The sequence below is a fragment of the Sphingomonas sp. UBA978 genome, from assembly GCF_002292295.1.
Classification (GTDB): domain Bacteria; phylum Pseudomonadota; class Alphaproteobacteria; order Sphingomonadales; family Sphingomonadaceae; genus Sphingomonas.
Genome location: NZ_DBBS01000020.1, coordinates 344,421 through 366,344 on the forward strand (window position 1 = coordinate 344,421; position 21,924 = coordinate 366,344).

A 21,924-nucleotide genomic window follows, 5' to 3' on the forward strand; every position below is an offset into this window, starting at 1 on the left:
CCCGCCCTCCTAGCCGCGCGGCGCGAGCCGGGTCAGCCCGCCGAGATAGGGCTGCAGCACCGCCGGCACCGCGACCGATCCGTCCTCCTGCTGATAGTTTTCCAGCACCGCGACCAGCGTCCGGCCGACCGCCAGACCCGAACCGTTGAGCGTATGGACGAAGCGCGTCGCCTTCTCGCCCTCGGGCCGATAGCGCGCGTTCATCCGCCGCGCCTGAAAATCGCCGCAGGTCGAGCAGCTCGAAATCTCGCGATACGTGTCCTGCCCGGGCAACCAGACCTCGAGGTCGTAGGTGCGGCGCGCCGTGAAGCCCATGTCGCCCGCGCACAGGAGCATGCGGCGATACGGCAGCTCGAGCGCGTCGAGGATGCCCTCGGCGCAGGCGGTCATCCGCTCGTGCTCGGCGTCCGACGCCTCCTCGGGAACGATCGACACCATCTCGACCTTGTCGAACTGGTGCTGGCGGATGTAGCCGCGCGTGTCCCGGCCCGCCGCACCCGCTTCCGAGCGGAAACAGGGGGTCAGCGCGGCGAAGCGCAGCGGCAGCTCGCCCGCCGGCAGGATCGCCTCGCGCACGATATTGGTCAGCGACACCTCCGCGGTGGGGATCAGCCAGCGCCCGTCGGTCGTGCGGAACAGGTCCTCGGCGAACTTGGGCAGCTGGCCGGTGCCGAACACCGCCTCGTCCTTGACGAGCAGCGGCGGTGCCACCTCCTCATAGCCGTGACGCTGCGTCAGCGTATCGAGCATGTACTGGCCGAGCGCGCGTTGCAGCCGGGCGGCGGGGCCGCGCACCAGCGTGAAGCGCGCGCCGGCGATCGCGACGCCGGTTTCGAAATCGAGGCCGATGCCCGGGCCGATCGCGTCATGCTCCTTCACCGGAAAGGCGAAGCGCGGCGGCGTGCCGCGCTCGTGGACGACGACATTGCCGCTCTCGTCCTCGCCTTCCGGCACGTCGGCGGCGGGACGGTTGGGGAGGGCGGCAAGCGCGTCGGCCAGCGCCGCCTCCGCCGCGGCCTCCTCCGCCTCCAGCCGGGGCAGCGCGTCCTTGAGTGCGGCGACCTCGGCCATCAGCGCCTGCGCGCGCGCCTCGTCCTTCTGCGCCTTGGCCTGGCCGATCTGCTTCGACACGTCGTTGCGGCGGGTCTGCGCGTCCTGCGCGGCGGCGATGGCGGCGCGGCGCGCATCGTCGAGCGACAGCAGGCCGGCGGCCGGGGCGGCGACGCCGCGGCGGGCGACGGCGGTGTCGAAGGCGGCGGGATCGTCCCGGATGACGCGGATATCGTGCATGGTCCCGCGGCTATGGCGGCGTGCCCGGGCTGGCGCAAGCCGGCAACCCTCTCGTGCCCCGCTGCGTTGAGCCCCCGATTGCAACGATCAGGAGTAAGCGACGATGCAGGTTCCCCATAACGCGTTCGTGCTGGTCGCGGATGGCCGCAAGGCGCTGTTCTTCCGCAACGAGGGCGATGCCGAATATCCCAACCTGCAGGTCGAACATGCCGAGGAACAGGCGAACCCCGCCGACCGCGACCAGAAGACCGACGCCGCCGGCGCCGCATCCTCGACGCGCGGTGGCGGCCAGTTTGCATCCGGCGGCGGGTCGATGGGCGAAACCGACTTCCACCAGCAGGAGGAGGATCGCTTCGCCGCCGAGACCGCGGACATGCTGAAGCGCCGCGCGCTCGCCAACGATTTCGAGGCGCTCATCATCGTCGCGCCGCCCAAGACGCTGGGCGAGCTGCGCAAACATTACCACAAGGAGGTCAGCGACCGCCTGACCGGCGAACTCGCCAAGGATCTGACCGGGCATCCCGTGCCGGACATCGAGCGCGCGCTGCGCTCGGCCTGATCGCGGCGACGCCGACGAAAAAGGGCTGCCTCACCCCCGGGTGCGACAGCCCTTTTCATGTTCACCGCTTTCAGGCGGCCTGCGGTCTGGCGAGCCGCTTGCGGGCGACCAGTGCGGCGGCCGCGGCGCCGAACAGCAGCACCATCGGCGGCGCCGGCACCGGTGCGGGCGGGCCGCCCGACGATCCGGTCGAGCCCGTCGAGCCGTGATGCCCGCTCGACGTCCAGCCGCCGTTCGACGACCAGCCGCCGCTGGTGCTCCAGCCCTTCGAGCTCGATCCGTAAGACGAGCTGCTCGACGAGGTCGAGCTGGAACCCGACGACGATCCGCTGCTGCTCGACGAGGAGGAGACGTTGCCGCTGGAGGACGAGGACGACGAGGTCGACGACGACACGTTGCCGCTCGACGAGCTCGACACGTTGCCGCTGGACGATGACGAGACGTTGCCGCTCGAGGACGACGTGCTGCTGACGTTGCCCGACGACGAGGTGCTGCTGACGTTGCCGCTTGACGTCGAGGAGGTGCTGCTGACGCCGCCGGTCGAGGTGGACGACCCGCCCGTCGACGTGGACGATCCGCCGGTCGAGGTCGAGGAACCGCCGCTCGACGTCGACGAGGACGACCCGCCCGACGAGGTCGAGGACGATCCGCCGCTCGAGGTGGACGAAATCACGACGCTGCCGCTCGATCCCGACGATCCACCCCCGAAGAAGCCGCCGCCGAACCCTCCGCCGAAGCCGCCACCCCAGCCGCCGCTGCCGCCGACGACCACCGGCACCGCGCCGCCGCCACCGCTGACGAAGCCGTCGGCGGCGGGCAGGGGGATCGGAACCGGTGCGGCCTGGGTGGCGACGGTGACGACCGTCGGATCGCACGTCGTCCGGGTGGTGGTGACGATTCGCCGCTTCACGCCGCGATGCACGGCGGCGACCTGCCGACGGACGACGACGCGCTTTTTAGCCTGTTTGACATAGGCCGGGCGGTTCGGTCGCTCGGCGACATGGACGGCGCCCCCGCCGATCAGCGCTCCCCCGCATGCGCAGGCGCACAGTTTTGCCAATGCCATCCGTACGGACATAACGTCACTTTCTCTTTGCCGGCGTCGCCGCCCGGATATGCCGGGTTTAGCGGAGCCTCGCTGCCTTACGACCAAGTGCAAAACAAACGATGAAGCGCAACAGCGTTAATCATCTTCTGCGTTGATTCGTCCGCTTTTCTTCATGTGGCGGTGGGGTGATTGACGTTAACGTGCCAGAGTGGAACACAAGCCATGGCTATGGTTAACGACCGCGGCAACCCGGGGTTTTGGTGCCGGTGGGACATAAATGACGCTAATCGCAACAAAAGGTCGCATCTTTGTTCGATTCGGCAACTCTCATCGCTTGTGGTTCTTTTCGCGCACGATTATAGGCGCCTTCACCATTTGGGGGCGGCCCCGAGGTCATCATGGGGCCGGAGGGAGAGTGGTATGGCAACGCAAGTCAGTCGCGTACACGATGTGAGTTCGAACCCGATGCCGGCAAACGATGCGGGGGCTTTCGACGACGATGGTTATCGGCCGGGTGCCGACGAACCGTTCATGAGCCTGCGTCAGCAGGCGTATTTCCGTAACAAGCTGCTGCGGTGGAAGGACGCGATCCTTCAGGACGCGGCCGGCACGCTCAACCAGCTCCAGCTTGATTCGCTACGCGAATCGGATCTGACCGACCGGGCATCGAGCGAGACCGACTGGTCGATCGAGCTGCGCACCCGCGACCGGCAGCGCAAGCTCGTCTCCAAGATCGAGGCGGCGGTCCGCCGCATCGACGAGGGCGAATACGGTTATTGCGAAGTGACCGGCGAACCGATCAGCCTCGGCCGGCTGGAGGCGCGTCCGATCGCGACGATGACGCTGGAGGCGCAGGAGCGTCACGAGCGCAACGAGAAGATCTCGCGCGAGGATTAGGCGGCGGCGCGCGGATTAAGGAATTCGCTACCGATCCGCGGCTACGCGCGGACGCTATCGTCGGTGGCCCGGTGGGCGCCGACGATCCGCCCATGCCGACAAGCCGGCGAACGAGAGTGGCTTTGCTTATGGATAGCTTTTCCTACGACCCGTTCGCCAAGGCCGACGAGATCGGCGGGTCGCAGCGTAGCCGTTCGCGAGACAGCCTGTTCCTGATGGCCCAGCTCCAGTTCGTCGGCGACGCGAAGATCCGCGAGGTCCGCGTCCGCAACCTGTCGGAGGGCGGGCTGATGGTCGATTGCACCTCCGTCAAGGAACCCGGCACCGCCGTGTCGCTCGATCTGCGCGGAATCGGTACGGTGTCGGGCAAGGTCGCCTGGTGCACCGAGGGGCGGATCGGCATCGCGCTCGATCGACCGATCGATCCCAGGAAGGCGCGCAAGCCGGTCGTCCAGCCGCGCTGATACGAAAAGCCCCTCCGCGAAGGGAGGGGCCGGGTTGCGCCTAGAGGCCGGTGAGCGCTTCCTTGAGCTTCAGTTTCTGCCGTTTCAGGTCGGTGAGGATTGCGGAGTTGGGCATCGGGCGGTGGGCTTCGTCGGCGATGCGGCGGTCGAGCGCGGCATGCTTGGTTTCCAGTGCCTGTTGATGCGTCGTCTGCATTTCGGTGTACCTCCTGATGCATGCGTGTTGGGGGGAATGAGTAAACCACCGACGCGTCGAAAAGTCCTCATCGAAATCGTCCGAACGCGATTAGCCGACCTATATCGTGCGACGACTGGGGGGCGCTCCTGCCAATCGATCGATCGTGCCGCGACGCGCTTGGTCCGGCGCTGCGGCTGGGGTAGGGGGACGCAGGCTCTGGGGGTATTGGCATGGACGAAGCGCAGATCATCGCCCGGCTCGACCTGTTGCGGACCGAACACCGCGATCTCGACGCGGCGATCGACGCGCTGGCGACCAACGGCATCCCCGACCAGTTGCAGATCGCCCGGTTGAAGAAGCGCAAGCTGCGGCTGCGCGACGAAATCTTCAATTGCGAGGACCAGTTGATCCCCGACATCATCGCCTGACCATGAGGCGCACCGCCGATCGGTTCGCTTTGGTACAACCCGCCGCGACGTGCCGCTGTGCAGCGCCGCACCGCTGTGCCACCAGCATCGCATGACCGGCCGCAGCACCGAATCCCGTATCCACCGTCGCCTGATCGACTCGCTCTATACCGAGGCGATGCTGCTCGCCGACGAAGCGCGCGCCTATTTCGACGAGGCGGGCCGCGCCGAGCGCGAATCGCTCGATCCGCTGATTCGCGTCGGCTTCTCATGCGAATCGCTGAAGGTGACGACGCGGCTGATGCACGTCATCGCCTGGCTGCTGACCCAGCGCGCGGTCGATGCCGGCGAACTGCGCCCGCGCGAGGCGCTCGATCCCGCGCGCCGTTTGGGCAGCGCCCCGCAATTCGACGCGAACCTGATCGACGCACTGCCGCCGCGTGCGCGCACGCTGGTCGAGGCGAGCGCCAACCTGCACCGCCGCGTCGGCCTGCTCGACGCCGCGCTCGAGGTGCAGCTCGCACCCAGCCCGGTCCATCGCCTCCACGACCGGCTGGCGCTCGCCTTCTAGGCGGCGGGGCAGGCGACCACCCCCGCGTCGTCACGCGGCCATCCGCCGCCGCCGACGTAGTGCCCCGATCGCCTCAGCCGAGCAGCCGCGCCTTCGCCGCCGCATATTCGGCGGCCAGCCGCGCGACGCGATCGGCGACGCTCTCCACGCGGTCGACCACGCCGATCCCCTGACCCGATCCCCAGATGTCGCGCCACGCCTTGGCCTTCGAGCCGTTGCCGCCGCCGAAGTTCATCGTCTTGAGGTCCCCCTCGGGCAGGTTGTCCGGGTCCAGCCCCGATGCCTCGATCGAGCTGCGCAGGTAATTGCCGTGCACGCCGGTGAACAGGTTGGAATAGACGATGTCCGACGCGCGGCTGGCGACGATCGACGCCTTATATTCCTCCGCCGCATTCGCCTCGGTCGTCGCGATGAAGGGCGAGCCGATATAGGCGAAGTCCGCCCCCGTCGCCTGCGCCGCCAGCACCGCGCCGCCGGTCGCGATCGATCCGGACAGCGCGAGCGGCCCGTCGAACCACTGGCGGATCTCCTGCACGATCGCGAAGGGCGACAGCTTGCCGGCATGGCCGCCCGCACCCGCCGCGACCGCGATCAGGCCGTCCGCGCCCTTTTCCACCGCCTTGCGTGCGAAACGGTCGTCGATGACGTCGTGCAGCGTGATCCCGCCCCAGCCGTGGACGGCGGTGTTGAGGTCCTCGCGCGCGCCCAGCGAGGTGATGACGATCGGCACCTGCCACTTGGCGCAGGTTTCGAGGTCGGCCTCCAGCCGGTCGTTCGACTTGTGGACGATCTGGTTGACCGCGAACGGCGCCGCCGGCCGGTCGGGATGGTCGCGATTGTGCGCGGCCAGTTCCTCGGTGATGCGATGCAGCCATTCGTCGAGCAGTGTCTGCGGCCGCGCGTTCAGCGCCGGAAACGATCCGACGATCCCCGCCTTGCACTGCGCGATCACCAGATCGGGACCGGAAATGATGAACAGCGGCGACCCGATCACGGGCAGCGCCAGACGGTCGAAGATCTTGGGTGTCATGGTGTCGGCATCCTCTCGAGATCGGTTGTTTACCGAAACCGATCTGCCTGTCCAGCGCGTGCGAGGCCGGTTGCGAACCGCCGATCCCTTGCCGTTACGGAACAAAGGCGTATGGCCGCGGCCATACACCCGATCCGGAGTCGATCCCCCCATGAAGCTTGCTGTCGTCACCGCCCTTGCGCTTACCGTATCGACCCCGGCGCTCGCCGCGGGCAGCCTGCCGACCACTGTCGTCCCCGTCGTTTACGACATTTCGGTGACCCCGAATGCGCAGGCGATGACCTTCACCGGCAGCGAGACGGTTGAGATCGACGTCAAGGCCCCGACCGCCACGATTACGCTCAACGCCGCCGATCTGGCGCTGTCGGCGGCGACGTTCGACGGCAAGCCGGTTCGCTATGCGCTCGACAAGGAGAGCCAGCAGCTCACCCTGACGCTGCCCGCCGCCGCGCGCGTTGGCCGGCATACCGTCGGCTTCCGCTGGAGCGGCAAGATCGGCCAGTCCGCCGCCGGCCTGTTCGCGATCGACTACACCAATCAGGACGGGTCGAAGGCGCGGATGCTCGCCACCCAGTTCGAGGCGCCCGACGCGCGTCGCTTCGCACCGATGTGGGACGAGCCGGCGTTCAAGGCGAAGTTCCGGCTGAAGGCGGTGGCGCCCGCCGGGCAGCTCGCGCTGTCGAACATGCCCGTCACCTCGGTCGCGAAGCAGGCGGACGGCACCCAGCTGTACAGCTTCGCCGAAACGCCGATCATGTCGAGCTACCTCCTGTACCTCGGCATGGGCGATCTCGAGCGCAAGACGGTGAAGGCGGGCAACGTCGAGATCGGCGTCGTCACGCGGCGCGGCGTGTCCGACCAGGGCGATTACGCGCTGGAGCAGGCGAAGCGGCTGCTGCCCTATTACAACGACTATTTCGGCCAGCCCTATCCGCTGCCCAAGCTCGACATGATCGCCGGCCCCGGCTCCAGCCAGTTCTTCAGCGCGATGGAGAATTGGGGCGCGATCTTCTATTTCGAGCCCGAACTGCTGTTCGACGCCAAGCGCGCCACCGAAAGCGGCCGCCAGCGTATCTTCACCGTCGTCGCGCATGAAATGGCGCACCAATGGTTCGGCGACCTGGTCACTATGCGCTGGTGGGACGACCTGTGGCTCAACGAGGGCTTCGCCTCGTGGATGGAGAACAAGTCGGCCGCCGATCTCAATCCGGCGTGGCAGGCCGACGCCGCCGCGGTATCGTCCGATCGTGAGGCGGCGATGGGGATCGACGCGACCGCCGCGACGCATCCGATCATCCGCAAGATCGACACCGTCGACCAGATCGGCGAGGCGTTCGACGGCATCACCTATATGAAGGGGCAGGCCGTCATCGGCATGCTCGAATCGACGTTGGGCGCCGAGGCGTTCCGCGACGGCATCCGCCGCTACATGGCCAAGTACAAATATGGGAATACGGTGACCGAACAGCTGTGGGCGGAACTGTCCGCCGCGGCGGGGCAGCCGGTCGCCGACATCGCGCACGGCTTCACGTTGCAGGGCGGCGTGCCGCTGGTGACGCTGACCGGCGCGCGCTGCGTCGGCGGCGCGACCACCGCGACGCTGGCGCAGGGGCGGTTCGGTCTCGATGCCGCCTCGAAGGCGCCGCAGACGTGGAAGGTGCCGCTGGTCGCCGGCACGCTCGGCGGCGGCGAGACGCGCAGCGTCGTCACCGGCCCGGCGACGACGGTGTCGGTGAAGGGCTGCGGCACGCTGCTGCTCAACAAGGGCAAGGGCAGCTACACCCGCGTGATGTACGACCAGCCCGCGCATGACGCGCTGGTCCGCGATTATGTCCGCCTGCCGCTGCCCGACCGGCTCGGCACGCTAGCCGACGATTATGCGCTGGCGGCGGGTGGGTATCAGGATCTGTCGCGCTTCTTCGCGTTGATGGCGAAGGTCGGGCCGGACGCCGATCCGCTCGAATGGTCGCTGGTGTCGGGTCGCCTCGGCGGCCTCGCCGGCACGTTCGAGGGCACGCCGGTCGCCGCGCCGCTCGGCCGCAAGACCGCCGCGATCCTCGCCCCGGTGCTCCAGCGGGTCGGCTTCGCCGCGACGCCGGGCGAATCGCCGCTGGTCGGCAATCTGCGCGAGGGGCTGATCGGCGGGCTGGGTCGCAACGGCGATCCCGCCGTGTTGCGGCAGGCGCGCGATTATGTCGCCAGACTGGCCACCGACCCCACCGCGATTCCGCCGGCGATCCGCCAGCCGATCCTCTCCACCTTCGCGATCCATGCGACCCCGGCCGAATGGGACCAGCTGCTCGCACTGACCAAAGCGGAGACCAATCCGGTCGCGAAGAACCGCTTCGTCTCGCTGCTCGGCGCCGCGAAGGACGATGCGATCGCCACCCGCGCGCTCGGCCTGCTCAGGACCGACACGTTCACCGCCCCGCAGAAGGCGGCGCTGCTGCGCGCGGTCGCGGGCAGCCATCCGGACATGGCGTTCGACTGGGCGGTCGCCAACCGGCCGCTGGTCGATGGCTTCATCGAGGAAAGCAGCCGCTCGGGCTATATCGTCGGTCTGGGGGCGGGATCGAAGGATCCGGCGATGCCCGGGAAGATCGAAGCCTTCGCCCAGACCTTGCCCGAAACCTCGCGCGGCGCCGCGCGCCGGGTGATCTCGGGCATCGCGGTGCGCAAGGCGACCGCCGACCGGCTGCGTCCGGCGGTCGAGGCATGGGTCAGGTAAGTCGTCTCGGGGCGGGGGCGATCAGCCCCCGCCGTTGCCCGGAATGCCGGTGACGTCGGCCATGCCGTCGTCCGCCAGCGCGACCAGCCAGGCGCTGTTGTCGAGGCACCGCACCGCCCACACCGGCTTGCCGTTGCGGTCGCTCTGGCGGGTCGCCTCGGCAATGCCCTGGCACGGCTGTTTGGCATCGTCGATCGCGCGATACAGCACGCCGTTGAGCTGGCGCGGCGGCAGCGCCAGCACCTTGGCGATATAGCCCGTCTCGGCCGGCGCGGCGGCGGTGGTGTTGGCGGCGACCGGCTCGGCGGGCTGCGATCCGCATGCCGCGAGCATGATGGCCAACCCCAGACCCGTCCCCAGCCCCGTCATCGTCAAAGCACGCATCCGTCGTGTCTCCCCTCTGCTGCCAACACCGGCATAACCGGCTCTCCGAAGGAACGACAAGCGCCGCCGCTCCGTTCCGGTTGATCTGCGGGGCCCGGCGATGGCAAGGGCGGCGCATGGATTGGCAGCTATCGATCGAGCGGCATGGCGCGGAGCAACAGCCGGTCGTCGTCATCGACGGCTTCGCGGATGCGGAGCGGTTTCGCGACGATGCGGCCTTCCTGTCGTTCGCGCCGATCGGGCCGCATTATCCCGGTATCCGCGCGGTCGTCGCCCCGGCGCTGTTGCGCGACCTGCTCGCCCGGCTCGAATCGGTCGCGGCGGAGGTGTTCGGCAGCGCCGGGCTGGAGGTGGTCGACGCTTTCTATTCGATCGTCACCACGCCGCCGTCGGCGCTCACCCCGATCCAGCGGCTGCCGCATTTCGACGAGGTGTCGCCGACCCGGCTCGCGCTGCTCCATTATCTGTCGCCCGACGAAAGCAGCGGCACCGCCTTCTACCGCCATCGCACCACCGGGTTCGAATCGATCGATGCGGGGCGATTGCCGTCCTACCGCACCGCGCTCGATGCCGATCTGCGGCTGCACGGCATACCCGATCCTCGATATATCGGCGGCGACACGCCGGTGTTCGAACGCGTCGCGTTGCACCGCGGCCGGTTCAACCGGGCGATCCTGTACCGCTCCAACACGCTGCACTGCGCGCATCTGCCCGAGGGGATGGTGCTCGATCCCGACCCGGAGACGGGCCGGCTGACCGTGAATACCTTCCTCGATTCACGGCTTTAGCGGCGTTCTGTTGCACAAAAAGCACGTACCCCCGGGCGGTATGTGAATACGTATGTGGCCGACTTCACTCCTATCGGCCTCGCGTTCACAAGCCGGCACCACAGTCAGCCGATCATCCGCGATGGAGCGGGCGGGGGCATGGCGCCACGCAGGGGGAGGATCTTTCATGTCCCACATCGATACCACGTTTTCCATGCGCGCGCGGATCGCGCTGCGCTCCACCTCCGTCGCGATCGGCAGCATCCTGCTGGTGACCGGTGGCGCGGCGTTCGCGCAGGAAGCGCCGAACCCGCAGTCGCCGACCGCCAACCCGTCTGCGGCCGCCACGGTCGCGGCGCCCGCGCCCGCCGCCGAACCGACCCCGAACCAGGACGCCGCGCAGGCGCAGACGGTCGAGAATGCGGTCGCCGACGATGCCGACATCGTCGTCACCGGCATCCGCGCCAGCCTCGCCAATTCCGCCAAGATCAAGCGCAACTCGACGCTGATCGTCGACAGCGTCTCGGCCGAGGACGTCGGCAAGCTCCCCGACGTGTCGATCGCCGATTCGCTCGCCCGCCTGCCCGGCGTCACCGCGCAGCGGCTCGAAGGGCGCGACCAGCGCCTGTCAATCCGCGGCCTCGGCCCCGATTTCTCGACCACCTTGCTCAACGGCCGCGAACAGGTGACGGTCGGCGACAACCGCGGCGTCGAATACGATCAATATCCGTCGGAATTCTTCCGCAACGTCAACGTCTACAAATCCGCCGACGCCTCGCTGATCGCGGCCGGCATCTCCGGCACCGTCGACCTGCGCATGCTCCGCCCGCTGGAACAGTCGGGCCGGATCTTCGCGATCAACGCGCGCGGCCAGATGAACGGCATCGACAATCTCAACCCGGATTCGTCGCGCTACGGCTATCGCGCCTCGGCGACCTATGTCGACAAGTTCGCCAACGACACGCTCGGCATCGCGATCGGCGTGTCGGGTTCGCAGACGCCGACGCAGAACGAGCGCTACAACGCCTGGGGCTATAGCGGCACCGGCACGACCGCCGATCCGTATCTGCTGAACGGCGCCAAGCCCTACGTCCAGTCGAACGAGCTGAAGCGCTACGGCGGCGTCGCCACGATCGAATGGGCGCCGTCCGACAGCTTCCATTCGACCTTCGACGCGCTCTATTCGGACTTCACCGAGGAACAGCGCCTGCGCGGCATCGAATTCCCGCTCGCCGGCCAGCTCCGCACCCCGACCAACCCGACCGGTACGGTCGTCAGCGGCGTCACCGGCAGCGGCGGCTTCGTCGATTCCGCGACCTTCTCGAACGTCTATGCGGTGCAGCGCAACGACTTCAACCGGCGCAAGGCGAAGAACCTGTCGCTCGGCTGGAACAACGATCTCAAGCTGACCGACACGATCCACTTCAACGTCGATGCCAGCTGGTCGCGCGCCAAGCGCACCGACTTCCTGCTCGAGACGAACACCGGCACCGGGTTCGCCAAGAGCGGCGTGTCCGACACCGTCCGCATCACGCAGAACGGCAACGGCACCTATTCGATCGTCCCGACGCTCGACTACACCAACGCCAACATCTTCAAGCTGACCGACCCGCAGGGCTGGGGCAACAACGGCACGCAGCAGGTCGTCCAGTCGGGCTTCCTCGGCAATCCGAACTTCAAGGACGACCTGAAGTCGCTCCGCGCCAGCCTGAACGGCGAATTCGGCGGCGGCCTGCTCAAGGGCTGGGAAGTCGGCGCCAACTACAGCCGCCGCAAGAAGACCAGCGCCTACAAGTCCTACTTCCTGTGTCCGCGCGGCACCGGTACCGGGTGCACCGTGACCAGCGGCACGCCGCTGACGGGGAACGTGCCCAGCGAGGCGCTGCTCGGCACCAACATCCCGCTCGACTATCTCGGCGTCCCCGCGATGCTGACCTACGATCCGCTGTACGTCTTCGATAACGCGCTCAATTCGGCGTTCGACAACCGGCCGTCGGCGCTGGTCCGCGACAATCGCGTGATCGAGGACGTCTACACCGGCTATGCCAAGGTCAATATCGACGGCGACCTCGGCGGCAAGGCGGTCAAGGGCGCGCTCGGCGTGCAGGTCATCCGGTCCGAGCAGCGCTCGGTCGGCCAGATCGCCAGCTTGGTCGGCACCGTGGTGACGATCGCCCCGGCGGACCAGCGCGAAAAGTACACCAACGTGCTGCCGTCGGCGACGCTGTCGGTCGAGTTGATCCCCAACGGCTTCGTCAAGATGGGCGCCTCGCAGACGATGGTGCGTCCGCGCCTCGACCAGGAGCGCGTCACGCAGGACGTGTCGATCAACCTCAACAACATCGGCCTCCAGCCGATCGGCAGCAACCCGGTCTTCTCGTCGACCGGCGGCAACGTCGCGCTGCGCCCGTACCAGTCGACCAACATCGACCTGTCGTTTGAAAAGTATTTCGACGCCGGCGGCTATGTCGCACTGTCGACCTACTTCAAGGACCTGACCGACTTCGTCGATCCGAACAATTCGCTGCCCTATGACTTCAGCGGCCTGCTCGGCGCGCTGACGCCGGCGCAGCGGGCGCAGGTGATCGCGTCCGGGCAGCAGATCGGCAACGTCAGCACGCCCGCCAACACCGGCCGCGGCAACATCCTCGGCGTGGAGGCGACGCTGTCGCTGCCGTTCAAGGCGGTGACCAGCGCGCTCGACGGCTTCGGCATTTTCGTCAGCGGCAACTACACCGAATCGACGATCAAATACGCCAACGCACCGACGCCGATCACCTTGCCCGGCCTGTCCAAATGGACCGGCAGCGGCACGATCTACTTCGAGAAATGGGGCTTCCAGGCGCGCGCGAACTATCGCTACCGGTCGTCGTTCCTGGCCGAGATCGCCGGCCTGTCCGCCAACCCGGACTATTATACGGCGCGCCCGGAGGGCATCCTCGATGCGCAGATCGGCTATGAATTCCAGGAAGGCTTCCTGCAGGGCCTGTCGATCCTGGCGCAGGCGAAGAACCTGACCGATCGCCCGTTCACGACCTACTTCAATGGTAATCAGCGCCTGGTCCGCGACTACCAGCGCTATGGCCGCGATTACTACGTCGGCATCACCTACAAGTTCTAAGGGTTTTCCAAGAGGTTCCTCCCCGAACCACCTCGGGCTGCCGTCGCAGGACGGCAGCCCTTTTTCTTGCTAGGACCATCGCCATGACCGACCGTCCCATCACCACGATCGTCATCGCCGGCGGCGGCACCGCAGGCTGGATGGCGGCGGCGACCTTCGGGCGGTTCCTCGAAAGCGGCTATCGCATCCGGCTGGTCGAATCCGAGGAGATCGGCACCGTCGGCGTCGGCGAGGCGACCATCCCGCAGATCCGCCTGTTCAACCAGGCACTCGGGCTGGACGAGGATGCCTTCCTCCGCGCGACCGGCGGCACGTTCAAGCTCGGAATCAGCTTCGACGGCTGGCGCGCGCCCGACCATAGCTACATGCATGCGTTCGGCGACGTCGGCCGCGACGTCGGACTGATCGCCTTCCAGCATTACTGGCTGCGCGCGCGCGGGCTCGGCCTCGCCAAGCCGCTCGATGCCTATGCGCTCAACGACATCGCCGGGCGCGCCGGACGCATGCATCGCGGCGGGCCGCTGACCGCAGCGACGATCCCCGCGATGCCCTATGCCTTCCACTTCGATGCCGGGCTCTACGCCGCCTACCTCCGCCGCTTCGCGGTCAATCGCGGCGTCGAGCGGACCGAGGGGCGGATCGCCACCGTCGAGCGCGACGGCGAGAGCGGCGACGTCGCCGCGCTGGTCCTCGCCTCCGGCGAACGGATTGCGGGCGACCTGTTCCTCGACTGCACCGGTTTTCGCGGGCTGCTGATCGAAGGCGCGCTGGAGACGGGTTACGAGGACTGGACGCACTGGCTGCCCTGCGACCGTGCGGTCGCGGTGCCGAGCGCCAATGTCGGCGCGCCGCTACCCTATACCCGTGCCATCGCGCGCGCGGCGGGGTGGCAATGGCGCATCCCGTTGCAGCATCGCACCGGCAACGGCCACGTCTATTGCAGCGCCTTCACCAGTCAGGAGGCCGCGACCGAAACCCTGCTCGCCCATATCGAGGGCGCGCCGCAGGCCGATCCCCGCCACCTGCGCTTCACCACCGGCCGGCGCCGGCGCGCATGGAACCGCAACGTCGTCGCGATGGGGCTGGCGAGCGGTTTCCTCGAACCGCTGGAATCGACCAGCATCCATCTGATCCAGTCCGCGATCGCGCGGCTGGTCAAGCTCATGCCGGCGCTCCCGGTCGCCGCTGCGCTGCGCGACGAATACAATCGCCAGACCGATTTCGAGATCGAGCGCATCCGCGACTTCCTGATCCTGCATTATTGGGCAAACGGCCGGTCGGAGCCGTTCTGGCAGGCATGCCGGTCGATGGAATTGCCGGAAACGCTGGCGACGAAAATCGCGCTGTGGCGTGAAGCCGGAACGATCACGCGCGAACATGAGGAACTGTTCACCGAGGACGGCTGGCTGCAGGTGCTGGCCGGGCAGGGGGTGGAGGCGCAGGCGCATCACCCGCTCGCGGACCAGATCGCGACGGGCGACCTTGGCGAATATATGGAGACGCTCGAACTGCTCTACCGGCGCGAGGCGCAGGCGATGCCCGCGCATGGCGACTTCATCGCGCAGCATTGCGCGGCACGGGCCTAGGGCCGATCGACATTCCGATGATGACGTGCCAAAAACGGTGGTTTTGCGTGACCCGGAGCGCAGCGTACTAACGGTACGTGAGTACCGGAACGCGCGAAACCGCCGTTTGCAGGCCGTCAGCGCTGAATGTCGATCGGCCCTTAGCTCGACCCGCGCACGATCAGCCGTGGTTGCAGCAGCGCCGTATCGGTCGGCTCCTCCGCGATCCGGCGCAGCAGCGTGTCAACCAGCACCTCGCCCGCCTTGCGGTAGTCCTGTGCGATCGTCGTCAGCGGCGGCTGCGTCGTCGCGGATGCGGGGATATCGTCGAAGCCGATGATCGCCACGTCCTCCGGCACGCGCAGCCCTGCCTCCGCCAGCGCCCGCGCCGCGCCCAGCGCGATCAGGTCGGATGCCGCGAACAGCGCGTCGAACGGCAGGTCGCGCGCCAGCAGCCGCCGCGTCGCGTCATAGCCCGATTGCTCGACCGACAGCGCATCGGCGTGCAGCCCCGGATGCACCGGCAGCCCCGCCTCGCGCAGCGCCGCGCACAGCCCGCGATAGCGGTCGCGGAATTCGGGATAATGGTCGTCGGCATCGCCGATGAAGCCGATCCGCCGGCGGCCGCGCGCGATCAGATGCGCGCCCGCCATCCGCCCGCCCGCGACATTGTCGCAGCCGATCGTCACGCCGATATTGTGGCTGTCGACCGATCCCCAGCGCACGAAATGCGTCCCCTGCGCGACCAGCGCCTCCAGCCGCGCCTTGTAGAGCTCGTAATCGCCATAGCCGAGCAGGATGATCCCGTCCGCCTTGCGGCTGTCCTCGAAATCGCGGTGCCAGTTCGCCGACAATTGCTGGAACGAGGTCAGCAGATCGTAGCCCCGCGCCGCGCAGGTGCGCAGGATCGATCCCAGCATCGACAGGAAGAAGGGGTTGATGAAGCTGCCGTCGTCGAGCGGGTCCTCGAAGAACAGCAGCGCCAGCGTCATGCTCTGTCCTCGGCGCAGCGAAGAGGCGTTCTTGTCGACCTTGTAATTGAGCTGCCGCGCGATCGCCTCGATCCGCATGCGGGTGGCGCCGCTCACCGTCCGGTCGCCGCGGAGCGCGCGGCTGACGGTGGGTTGCGAGACGCCCGCGAGCGCGGCGATATCGAACGACGTCGGTTTGTCGCCGGCCCCCGACGCGCCCCGGCCTCTGGTTTTCACGGCCATCGCCCGATCCTACAGGAGAGCGGCGCCGCGCGAAAGCGCCGCGACCACCGATGTGAAACCGCCGATGTGAATACGTATGCCCTATGCTTGGCTTGGCGCGCCGCTGTCCGCACAACGCCGCCACGGATGCGACCGGCAAAGGATCGGACGCGCGAAGACCCGAGGGGATCTATGCTGAAGCTGGCCACCAAGACCGCGACCGCGCTCGCGCTGCTGTTCGCCGCGCCCGCGGTGACGGCCCAGACCGCCGACTATCGCGCGCGCCTGCCGCAGGACGAGGTGATCTATTTCCTTCTCCCCGACCGGTTCGAGAATGGCGACGCCGCCAACGACCGCGGCGGGCTGACCGGCGGGCCGCTCACCACCGGCTTCGATCCCACCGCCAAGGGCTTCTATCACGGCGGCGACCTCAAGGGGCTGACGCAGCGGCTCGACTATATCCAGCGGCTTGGCGCGACCGCGATCTGGGTCGGGCCGGTGTTCAGGAACAAGCCCGTGCAGGGCGGCCCGGGCCAGCAATCCGCCGGCTATCACGGCTATTGGATCACCGACTTCACCGCAGTCGATCCGCACCTCGGCACCAACGCCGATTTCGACGCGCTGGTAAAGGCGGCGCATGCGAAGGGCATGAAGGTCTATATGGACATCATCGTCAACCATACCGCCGACGTGATCCAGTATCGCGAATGCGCGGGCCAACGCGAATGCCCCTACCGCAGCCGTGCCGACTATCCCTATCAGCGGCAATTGGGCGCGAAGGGCAGGCCGATCAATCCGGGCTTCCTCGGCGACGACGTCCGCACGCCGGCGAACTTCGTGAAGCTGACGCGCAGCGATTACGCCTATACCCCCTTCGTCCCCGCGAAGGAGAAGGGGATCAAGGTCCCGGCCTGGCTCAACGACGTGACGCTCTACCACAATCGTGGCGACACGACCTATCGCAACGAAAGCTCGACGATGGGCGATTTCGTCGGGCTCGACGATCTGATGACCGAAAATCCGCGGGTGGTCGCCGGCATGATCGACATCTTCGGCGGCTGGATCGATCGCTACGGCGTCGACGGCTTCCGCATCGACACCGCCCGCCACGTCAATCCCGAATTCTGGGCCGCATTCGTCCCCGCGATGGAAGCGCGCGCCAAGGCGAAGGGCATCCCCAACTTCCACATCTTCGGCGAAGTGTCGGATCACGAGGTCCGCCCGGCGGTGCTGGCGCAGCATACCATCGTCGACAAGCTCCCCGCGGTGCTCGATTTTGCGTTCCGCCAGGCGGTGGTCGAGACGGTCGCCGGCACCCGCGGCACCGACGCGTTCGAGGCCCTGTTCGACGGCGACGCGCTCTACGCCAGGGGCGCCGACACCGCGGCGATCCTGCCGACCTTCACCGGCAACCACGACGACGGCCGCTTCGCCACCTTCGTGCGCAAGGCGTTCCCGCAGGCGAGCGACGACGAGGTGCTGCGCCGCGTGATGCTGTCGAACGCGATGCTGCTGACCCTGCGCGGGGTGCCGACGATCTATTCGGGCGACGAACAGGGCTTCGTCAGCGACGGCAATGACCAGGACGCGCGCGAGGACATGTTCGCGAGCAAGGTCGCGGTCTATAACGACAATCGCCTGCTCGGCACCGACACGACCACCGCGACCGCGCATTTCGGCACCGACAATCCGCTGTTCCGCCAGACCGCCACACTGGCGCGCCTGCGCGTCGCGACGCCCGCGCTGACCCGCGGCCGGCAGCAGCTGCGCGCGCGGGAGGAGGCGCCCGGCCTGCTCGCCATCTCGCGCTTCGACCCCAAGACCGGTGCCGAGACGCTGCTCGCGTTCAACACCGCGACCGCGCCGATCGAACGGCAGGTGGAGATCGGCGTCGACGCCGTCACCGCCACCACGCTCGCCGGCACGGGCTGCGCGGCGCGCGTCACCGCGCCCGGCAGCCTCACCGTCACGCTTCCTCCCCTTGGCTATGCCGTCTGTGCTTTGAAGGCGACCCGATGAATCCGAACGACCGCCCGTGGTGGCACGGCGCGACCATCTACCAGATCTATCCGCGCAGCTTCGCCGATGCGAACGGCGACGGTATCGGCGACCTTGCCGGGATCACGCAGCATCTCGATCACGTCGCCAGCCTCGGCGTCGAGGCGATCTGGCTGTCGCCCTTCTTCCGCTCGCCGATGGCCGATTTCGGCTATGACGTGTCCGATTATTGCGACGTCGATCCGATCTTCGGCACGCTCGCCGATTTCGACGCACTGGTCGCCCGCGCGCATGCGCTGGGGCTGAAGGTCATCGTCGATCAGGTCTGGGCGCACACCAGCGACCGGCACCCCTGGTTCGTCGAGAGCCGTGCGAGCCGCGACAATCCCCGCGCCGACTGGTACGTCTGGCGCGATCCCAAGCCAGACGGTTCGCCGCCCAACAACTGGCAGTCGGTGTTCGGCGGCCCGGCATGGACGTGGGACGCGCGCCGCAACCAATATTACATGCACAATTTCCTGAAGGAACAGCCGCAGGTCAACGGGCATCACCCCGACGTGCAGCAGGCGTTCCTCGACGTCGCGCGCTTCTGGCTGGAGCGCGGCATCGACGGGTTCCGCATCGATGCGATCAACTTCATGATGTTCGATCCCGACCTGCGCGACAATCCGCCCGCGCCGCTCGACGACGGCATCCCGCGCACCCGCCCGTTCGACTACCAGCTCCACACCTACAACCAGAGCCATGACGCCATTCCCGGCTTCCTCGAACGGGTCCGCGCACTGTTCGACAGCTATGACGCGCGCTTCACCGTGGCGGAGGTCGGAGGCGCGGACAGCGACCGCGAGATGAAGCTGTTCACCGCGGAGGGGCGCCGCCTGCACAGCGCCTATGGCTTCGACTTCCTCTATGCGCCCGACCTCACCCCGCGGATCGTCGCCGATGCGATCGTCAAATGGCCCGAACAGCACGGCGTCGGCTGGCCGAGCTGGGCGTTCGAGAATCACGACGCGCCGCGCGCGATCAGTCGCTGGGTCGCCCCCGACCGGCGCGATGCCTTCGCGCGGATGAAGATGCTGCTGCTCGCCTCGCTGCGCGGCAACATCTTCCTCTATTACGGCGAGGAACTGGGACTGACGCAGGTCGACGTGCCGTTCGAGCATCTGCAGGACCCGGAGGCGATCGCCAACTGGCCGCGCACCCTGTCGCGCGACGGTGCGCGGACGCCGATGCCTTGGCACGCCGACGCGCCGCAGCTCGGCTTCTCCACCGCCACGCCCTGGCTGCCGATCGGCGCCGATCACGCCGCGCTGGCGGTCGACCGGCAGGAGCGCGACCCGCATGCCTTGCTCCACTGGACCCGCGACGTGCTCGCGCTGCGCAAGCGCCACCCGGCGCTGCTGACCGGCGACATCCGCGTGGTCGAGGCGGGCGACACGATGCTCGCGATCGAGCGGCGGAGTGCGGGGGAGACGATGCTGTGCGTGTTCAACCTCTCGCCCGAGCCGCAGCGCTGGGTGCCGGAGGAGCCGGATGCATGGCAGCCGGTCGCCGACAGCGCGACGCAGGGCTGGCATTTCGACGGATATGGCGCATTGATCGCCACACAGACGGGACGAGGATGATGAAGTACTGGCATTACGGCGCCGCCATGGCGTTGGCGCTGCTGGCGACCGCCGCCACTGCGCAGACCGATCCCAATGCCGTCGCGCAGCTTCCGACGACGCAGTTCAAGCCGGTCGCCACCGCGACCTCGCCCGACAGATCGATCGTCGTCACCATCGCCTTCGACAACGACGGCCGCCCGACCTATGCCGTCACCCGCAAGGGCAAGCCGGTGCTGCAGCCCGGCAAGCTGGGCGTGATGTTCACCGACGCGCCCAAGATCGAACGCAACATGACGCTGATCGGCCAGTCGCAGGCAAGCGCCGATAGCAGCTGGACGCAGCCGTTCGGCGAATGGAAGTCGATCCGCGACCGGCACAACGAACTGACGCTGCGCTTCCGCGAAAAGGCGGGGATGCAGCGTGAGATGGACGTGATCTTCCGCGTGTTCGACGACGGCGTCGGCTTTCGCTACAGCTTCCCCGATCAGCCCAATCTGCATCAGGCGAACATCGCCGACGAACTGACCGAATTCGCCTTCGCGCAAGGCGGCACGGCGTGGTGGAAGCCCGCCTATCAGTGGAACCGCGAGGAATATCTGTACAACCGGACGCCGCTCGACGCGGTCGGCACCGCGCAGACGGTGATGACGGTGAAGCTGGCGGACGGCACCCACGCGGCGCTGCACGAGGCGGCGCTGGTCGATTATGCCGCGATGAACCTCGCGCGCGGCGAGGGCAACACGTTCAGGGCGTCGCTGACCCCCGGTGCGGGCGCGCCCAAGGTGACGCGCATGGCGCCCTTCGCCTCGCCGTGGCGGACGCTGATCCTCTCGGACGATGCGCCCGGCCTCTACATGAGCCACCTCGAACTCAACCTCAACGAACCGAACAAACTGGGCGACGTCAGCTGGATCAAGCCCGCCAAGTTCGTCGGCGTGTGGTGGAAGATGATAAAGGGCGACTGGAGCTGGGCGACCGGGCCGATCCACGGCGCGACCAATGCCAACGTCCGCAAATATATCGACTTCGCCGCGGCCAACCGGATTCCCGGCGTGCTGGTCGAGGGCTGGAACGTCGGCTGGGACGGCGACTGGTTCGGCAATGGCAATGCGATGCGCTTCGACACGCCGACGCCCGACTTCGACGCCGACGCGCTCGCCGCTTATGCGAAATCGAAGGGCGTCTATTTGATCGGCCACCACGAAACCGGCGGATCGGCGAGCCATTACGATGCGCAGCTCGACCGCGCCTTCGCCTGGGCGGCTGCGCATGGCGAACCGGTGGTCAAGACCGGCTACGTCACCGATGCCGGCCAGATCGAGCGCGTCGATGCCGACGGGACGAAGAAGCGCGAATGGCACGAGGGGCAGTGGATGGTGAACCACTATCTCCGCGTCGTGCAGGCCGCCGCCAAGCATAAGGTCGGCATCGACAGCCACGAACCGGTCAAGGACACCGGCCTGCGCCGCACCTGGCCCAACTGGCTGGCCCGCGAGGGCGGGCGCGGCATGGAATATAACGCCTGGCCGGGCAAGAACCCGCCCAACCACGAAGCCAATATGTTCTTCACGCAATGGCTCGGCGGCCCGATGGACTTCACCCCGGGGATGCTCAGCCTCGAAGGGCAGGGCGGCAGCGCCCTGCTGTCGACCGAGGCGAAGCAGCTCGCGCTCTACGTGGTGATCTATTCGCCGGTGCAGATGGCGGCGGATACGCCCGAAAATTACGCCAGGCACATGGACGCCTTCCAGTTCATCCGCGACGTGCCGGTCGACTGGTCGGACACCCGCGTGCTCAACGGCGACGTCGGCGAGTTCGTCACCGTCGCGCGCAAGGACAGCGCCAGCGACGACTGGTATCTGGGCAGCGTCACCAACGAGGCCGGCCGGACATTGTCGGTGCCGCTCGACTTCCTCGATGCGGGGCGCAGCTACACCGCCGAAATCTATCGCGACGGTGCGGGCGCGGATTACCGCACCGACGCGCGCCATGCGATCGCGATCGAGAAACGCTCGGTGAAGCGTGGCGACACGCTGTTGCTGGTGCTGGCGCCGGGCGGCGGACAGGCGATCCGCTTCGTCGCGGGCGGCGGGAAGCGGCGGCGGTAGGTGTCCTCT

General features: G+C 67.7%; 19 protein-coding genes. 13 read left to right on the forward strand and 6 right to left on the reverse strand.

All coding sequences use genetic code 11. The annotated features are described in order from the left end of the window. Positions 1 to 9 precede the first annotated feature (9 nt). Positions 10 to 1,290 (reverse strand): serine--tRNA ligase, encoded by a 1,281-nt coding sequence (gene serS, locus B2515_RS14145; RefSeq protein WP_293877328.1) that lies wholly within the window; start codon positions 1,288 to 1,290, stop codon positions 10 to 12. Positions 1,291 to 1,393: 103 nt separating this feature from the next. Between serS and B2515_RS14150 the strand changes: the two genes are divergently transcribed. Beyond that, positions 1,394 to 1,849 (forward strand): host attachment family protein, encoded by a 456-nt coding sequence (locus B2515_RS14150; RefSeq protein WP_293877330.1) that lies wholly within the window; start codon positions 1,394 to 1,396, stop codon positions 1,847 to 1,849. 70 nt (positions 1,850 to 1,919) lie between these two features. Here B2515_RS14150 and B2515_RS14155 read toward each other — a convergent pair whose 3' ends face one another. Further along, positions 1,920 to 2,243 (reverse strand): hypothetical protein, encoded by a 324-nt coding sequence (locus B2515_RS14155; RefSeq protein ID WP_293877332.1) that lies wholly within the window; start codon positions 2,241 to 2,243, stop codon positions 1,920 to 1,922. On the opposite strand from B2515_RS14155, the gene B2515_RS14160 reads away from it, so the two are divergent. The 3 genes from B2515_RS14160 to B2515_RS14170 all read left to right on the forward strand — a co-directional run bounded on the left by B2515_RS14160 (position 2,203) and on the right by B2515_RS14170 (position 4,258). Beyond that, on the forward strand, positions 2,203 to 2,823 hold the full coding sequence (locus B2515_RS14160; protein WP_293877334.1) for a hypothetical protein: 621 nt from the start codon (positions 2,203 to 2,205) through the stop codon (positions 2,821 to 2,823). The two genes, B2515_RS14155 and B2515_RS14160, sit on opposite strands and share 41 nt — an antisense overlap. 539 nt (positions 2,824 to 3,362) lie before the next feature. Next, positions 3,363 to 3,794 carry an RNA polymerase-binding protein DksA gene (gene dksA / locus B2515_RS14165; protein ID WP_293877336.1) on the forward strand — a complete coding sequence of 144 codons (432 nt, stop codon included), beginning with the start codon at positions 3,363 to 3,365 and terminating at the stop codon, positions 3,792 to 3,794. 128 nt (positions 3,795 to 3,922) lie between these two features. Next, positions 3,923 to 4,258: a PilZ domain-containing protein gene (locus B2515_RS14170; RefSeq protein WP_293877338.1), complete on the forward strand. Its 336-nt coding sequence runs from the start codon at positions 3,923 to 3,925 to the stop codon at positions 4,256 to 4,258. A gap of 40 nt (positions 4,259 to 4,298) precedes the next feature. Here B2515_RS14170 and B2515_RS14175 read toward each other — a convergent pair whose 3' ends face one another. Beyond that, positions 4,299 to 4,454, reverse strand: a complete 156-nt coding sequence (locus B2515_RS14175; protein WP_293877340.1) for a YdcH family protein — start codon at positions 4,452 to 4,454, stop codon at positions 4,299 to 4,301. A 212-nt stretch (positions 4,455 to 4,666) separates the two neighbouring features. On the opposite strand from B2515_RS14175, the gene B2515_RS14180 reads away from it, so the two are divergent. Both B2515_RS14180 and B2515_RS14185 read left to right on the forward strand, forming a co-directional pair. Beyond that, a complete protein-coding gene (locus B2515_RS14180) occupies positions 4,667 to 4,864 on the forward strand; it encodes a YdcH family protein (protein WP_293877342.1) in 198 nt (65 codons plus the stop codon). A gap of 91 nt (positions 4,865 to 4,955) precedes the next feature. Then, positions 4,956 to 5,414 carry a DUF1465 family protein gene (locus B2515_RS14185; protein ID WP_293877658.1) on the forward strand — a complete coding sequence of 153 codons (459 nt, stop codon included), beginning with the start codon at positions 4,956 to 4,958 and terminating at the stop codon, positions 5,412 to 5,414. Positions 5,415 to 5,487: 73 nt separating this feature from the next. On the opposite strand, the gene B2515_RS14190 is transcribed toward B2515_RS14185, so the two are convergent. Then, positions 5,488 to 6,444, reverse strand: a complete 957-nt coding sequence (locus B2515_RS14190; RefSeq protein ID WP_293877343.1) for an NAD(P)H-dependent flavin oxidoreductase — start codon at positions 6,442 to 6,444, stop codon at positions 5,488 to 5,490. Positions 6,445 to 6,595: 151 nt separating this feature from the next. On the opposite strand from B2515_RS14190, the gene B2515_RS14195 reads away from it, so the two are divergent. Next, complete coding sequence (locus B2515_RS14195) at positions 6,596 to 9,172, forward strand: M1 family metallopeptidase (protein WP_293877344.1); 2,577 nt, start codon at positions 6,596 to 6,598, stop codon at positions 9,170 to 9,172. A 21-nt stretch (positions 9,173 to 9,193) separates the two neighbouring features. Here the strand turns inward: B2515_RS14195 and B2515_RS14200 are convergent, their stop codons facing one another. Continuing rightward, positions 9,194 to 9,556 (reverse strand): hypothetical protein, encoded by a 363-nt coding sequence (locus B2515_RS14200; protein ID WP_293877345.1) that lies wholly within the window; start codon positions 9,554 to 9,556, stop codon positions 9,194 to 9,196. A gap of 116 nt (positions 9,557 to 9,672) precedes the next feature. Here B2515_RS14200 and B2515_RS14205 point away from each other — a divergent pair, with 116 nt between their 5' ends. From B2515_RS14205 to B2515_RS14215, 3 genes are all read left to right on the forward strand, one after another. Continuing rightward, the gene (locus B2515_RS14205) at positions 9,673 to 10,344 is read left to right on the forward strand and encodes a DUF6445 family protein (protein ID WP_293877347.1); all 672 of its coding nucleotides are present in this window, start codon (positions 9,673 to 9,675) and stop codon (positions 10,342 to 10,344) included. A 166-nt stretch (positions 10,345 to 10,510) separates the two neighbouring features. Next, entirely contained in the window at positions 10,511 to 13,444 is a 2,934-nt protein-coding gene (locus tag B2515_RS14210; RefSeq protein ID WP_293877349.1) for a TonB-dependent receptor, read from the forward strand. 83 nt (positions 13,445 to 13,527) lie between these two features. After that, positions 13,528 to 15,030 (forward strand): tryptophan halogenase family protein, encoded by a 1,503-nt coding sequence (locus B2515_RS14215; protein WP_293877351.1) that lies wholly within the window; start codon positions 13,528 to 13,530, stop codon positions 15,028 to 15,030. A gap of 140 nt (positions 15,031 to 15,170) precedes the next feature. Here the strand turns inward: B2515_RS14215 and B2515_RS14220 are convergent, their stop codons facing one another. Then, complete coding sequence (locus B2515_RS14220; protein WP_293877353.1) at positions 15,171 to 16,223, reverse strand: LacI family DNA-binding transcriptional regulator; 1,053 nt, start codon at positions 16,221 to 16,223, stop codon at positions 15,171 to 15,173. Positions 16,224 to 16,394: 171 nt separating this feature from the next. On the opposite strand from B2515_RS14220, the gene B2515_RS14225 reads away from it, so the two are divergent. From B2515_RS14225 to B2515_RS14235, 3 genes are read left to right on the forward strand one after another with little or no spacing between them, the layout of a single operon-like run. Continuing rightward, entirely contained in the window at positions 16,395 to 18,221 is a 1,827-nt protein-coding gene (locus B2515_RS14225; protein WP_293877355.1) for an alpha-amylase family glycosyl hydrolase, read from the forward strand. Continuing rightward, positions 18,218 to 19,825, forward strand: a complete 1,608-nt coding sequence (locus tag B2515_RS14230) for an alpha-glucosidase (RefSeq protein WP_293877357.1) — start codon at positions 18,218 to 18,220, stop codon at positions 19,823 to 19,825. Before B2515_RS14225 ends, B2515_RS14230 begins: the two co-directional genes overlap by 4 nt. After that, positions 19,825 to 21,915, forward strand: a complete 2,091-nt coding sequence (locus tag B2515_RS14235; RefSeq protein ID WP_414711405.1) for a glycoside hydrolase family 97 protein — start codon at positions 19,825 to 19,827, stop codon at positions 21,913 to 21,915. Before B2515_RS14230 ends, B2515_RS14235 begins: the two co-directional genes overlap by 1 nt. The last annotated feature ends 9 nt before the right edge of the window (positions 21,916 to 21,924 follow it).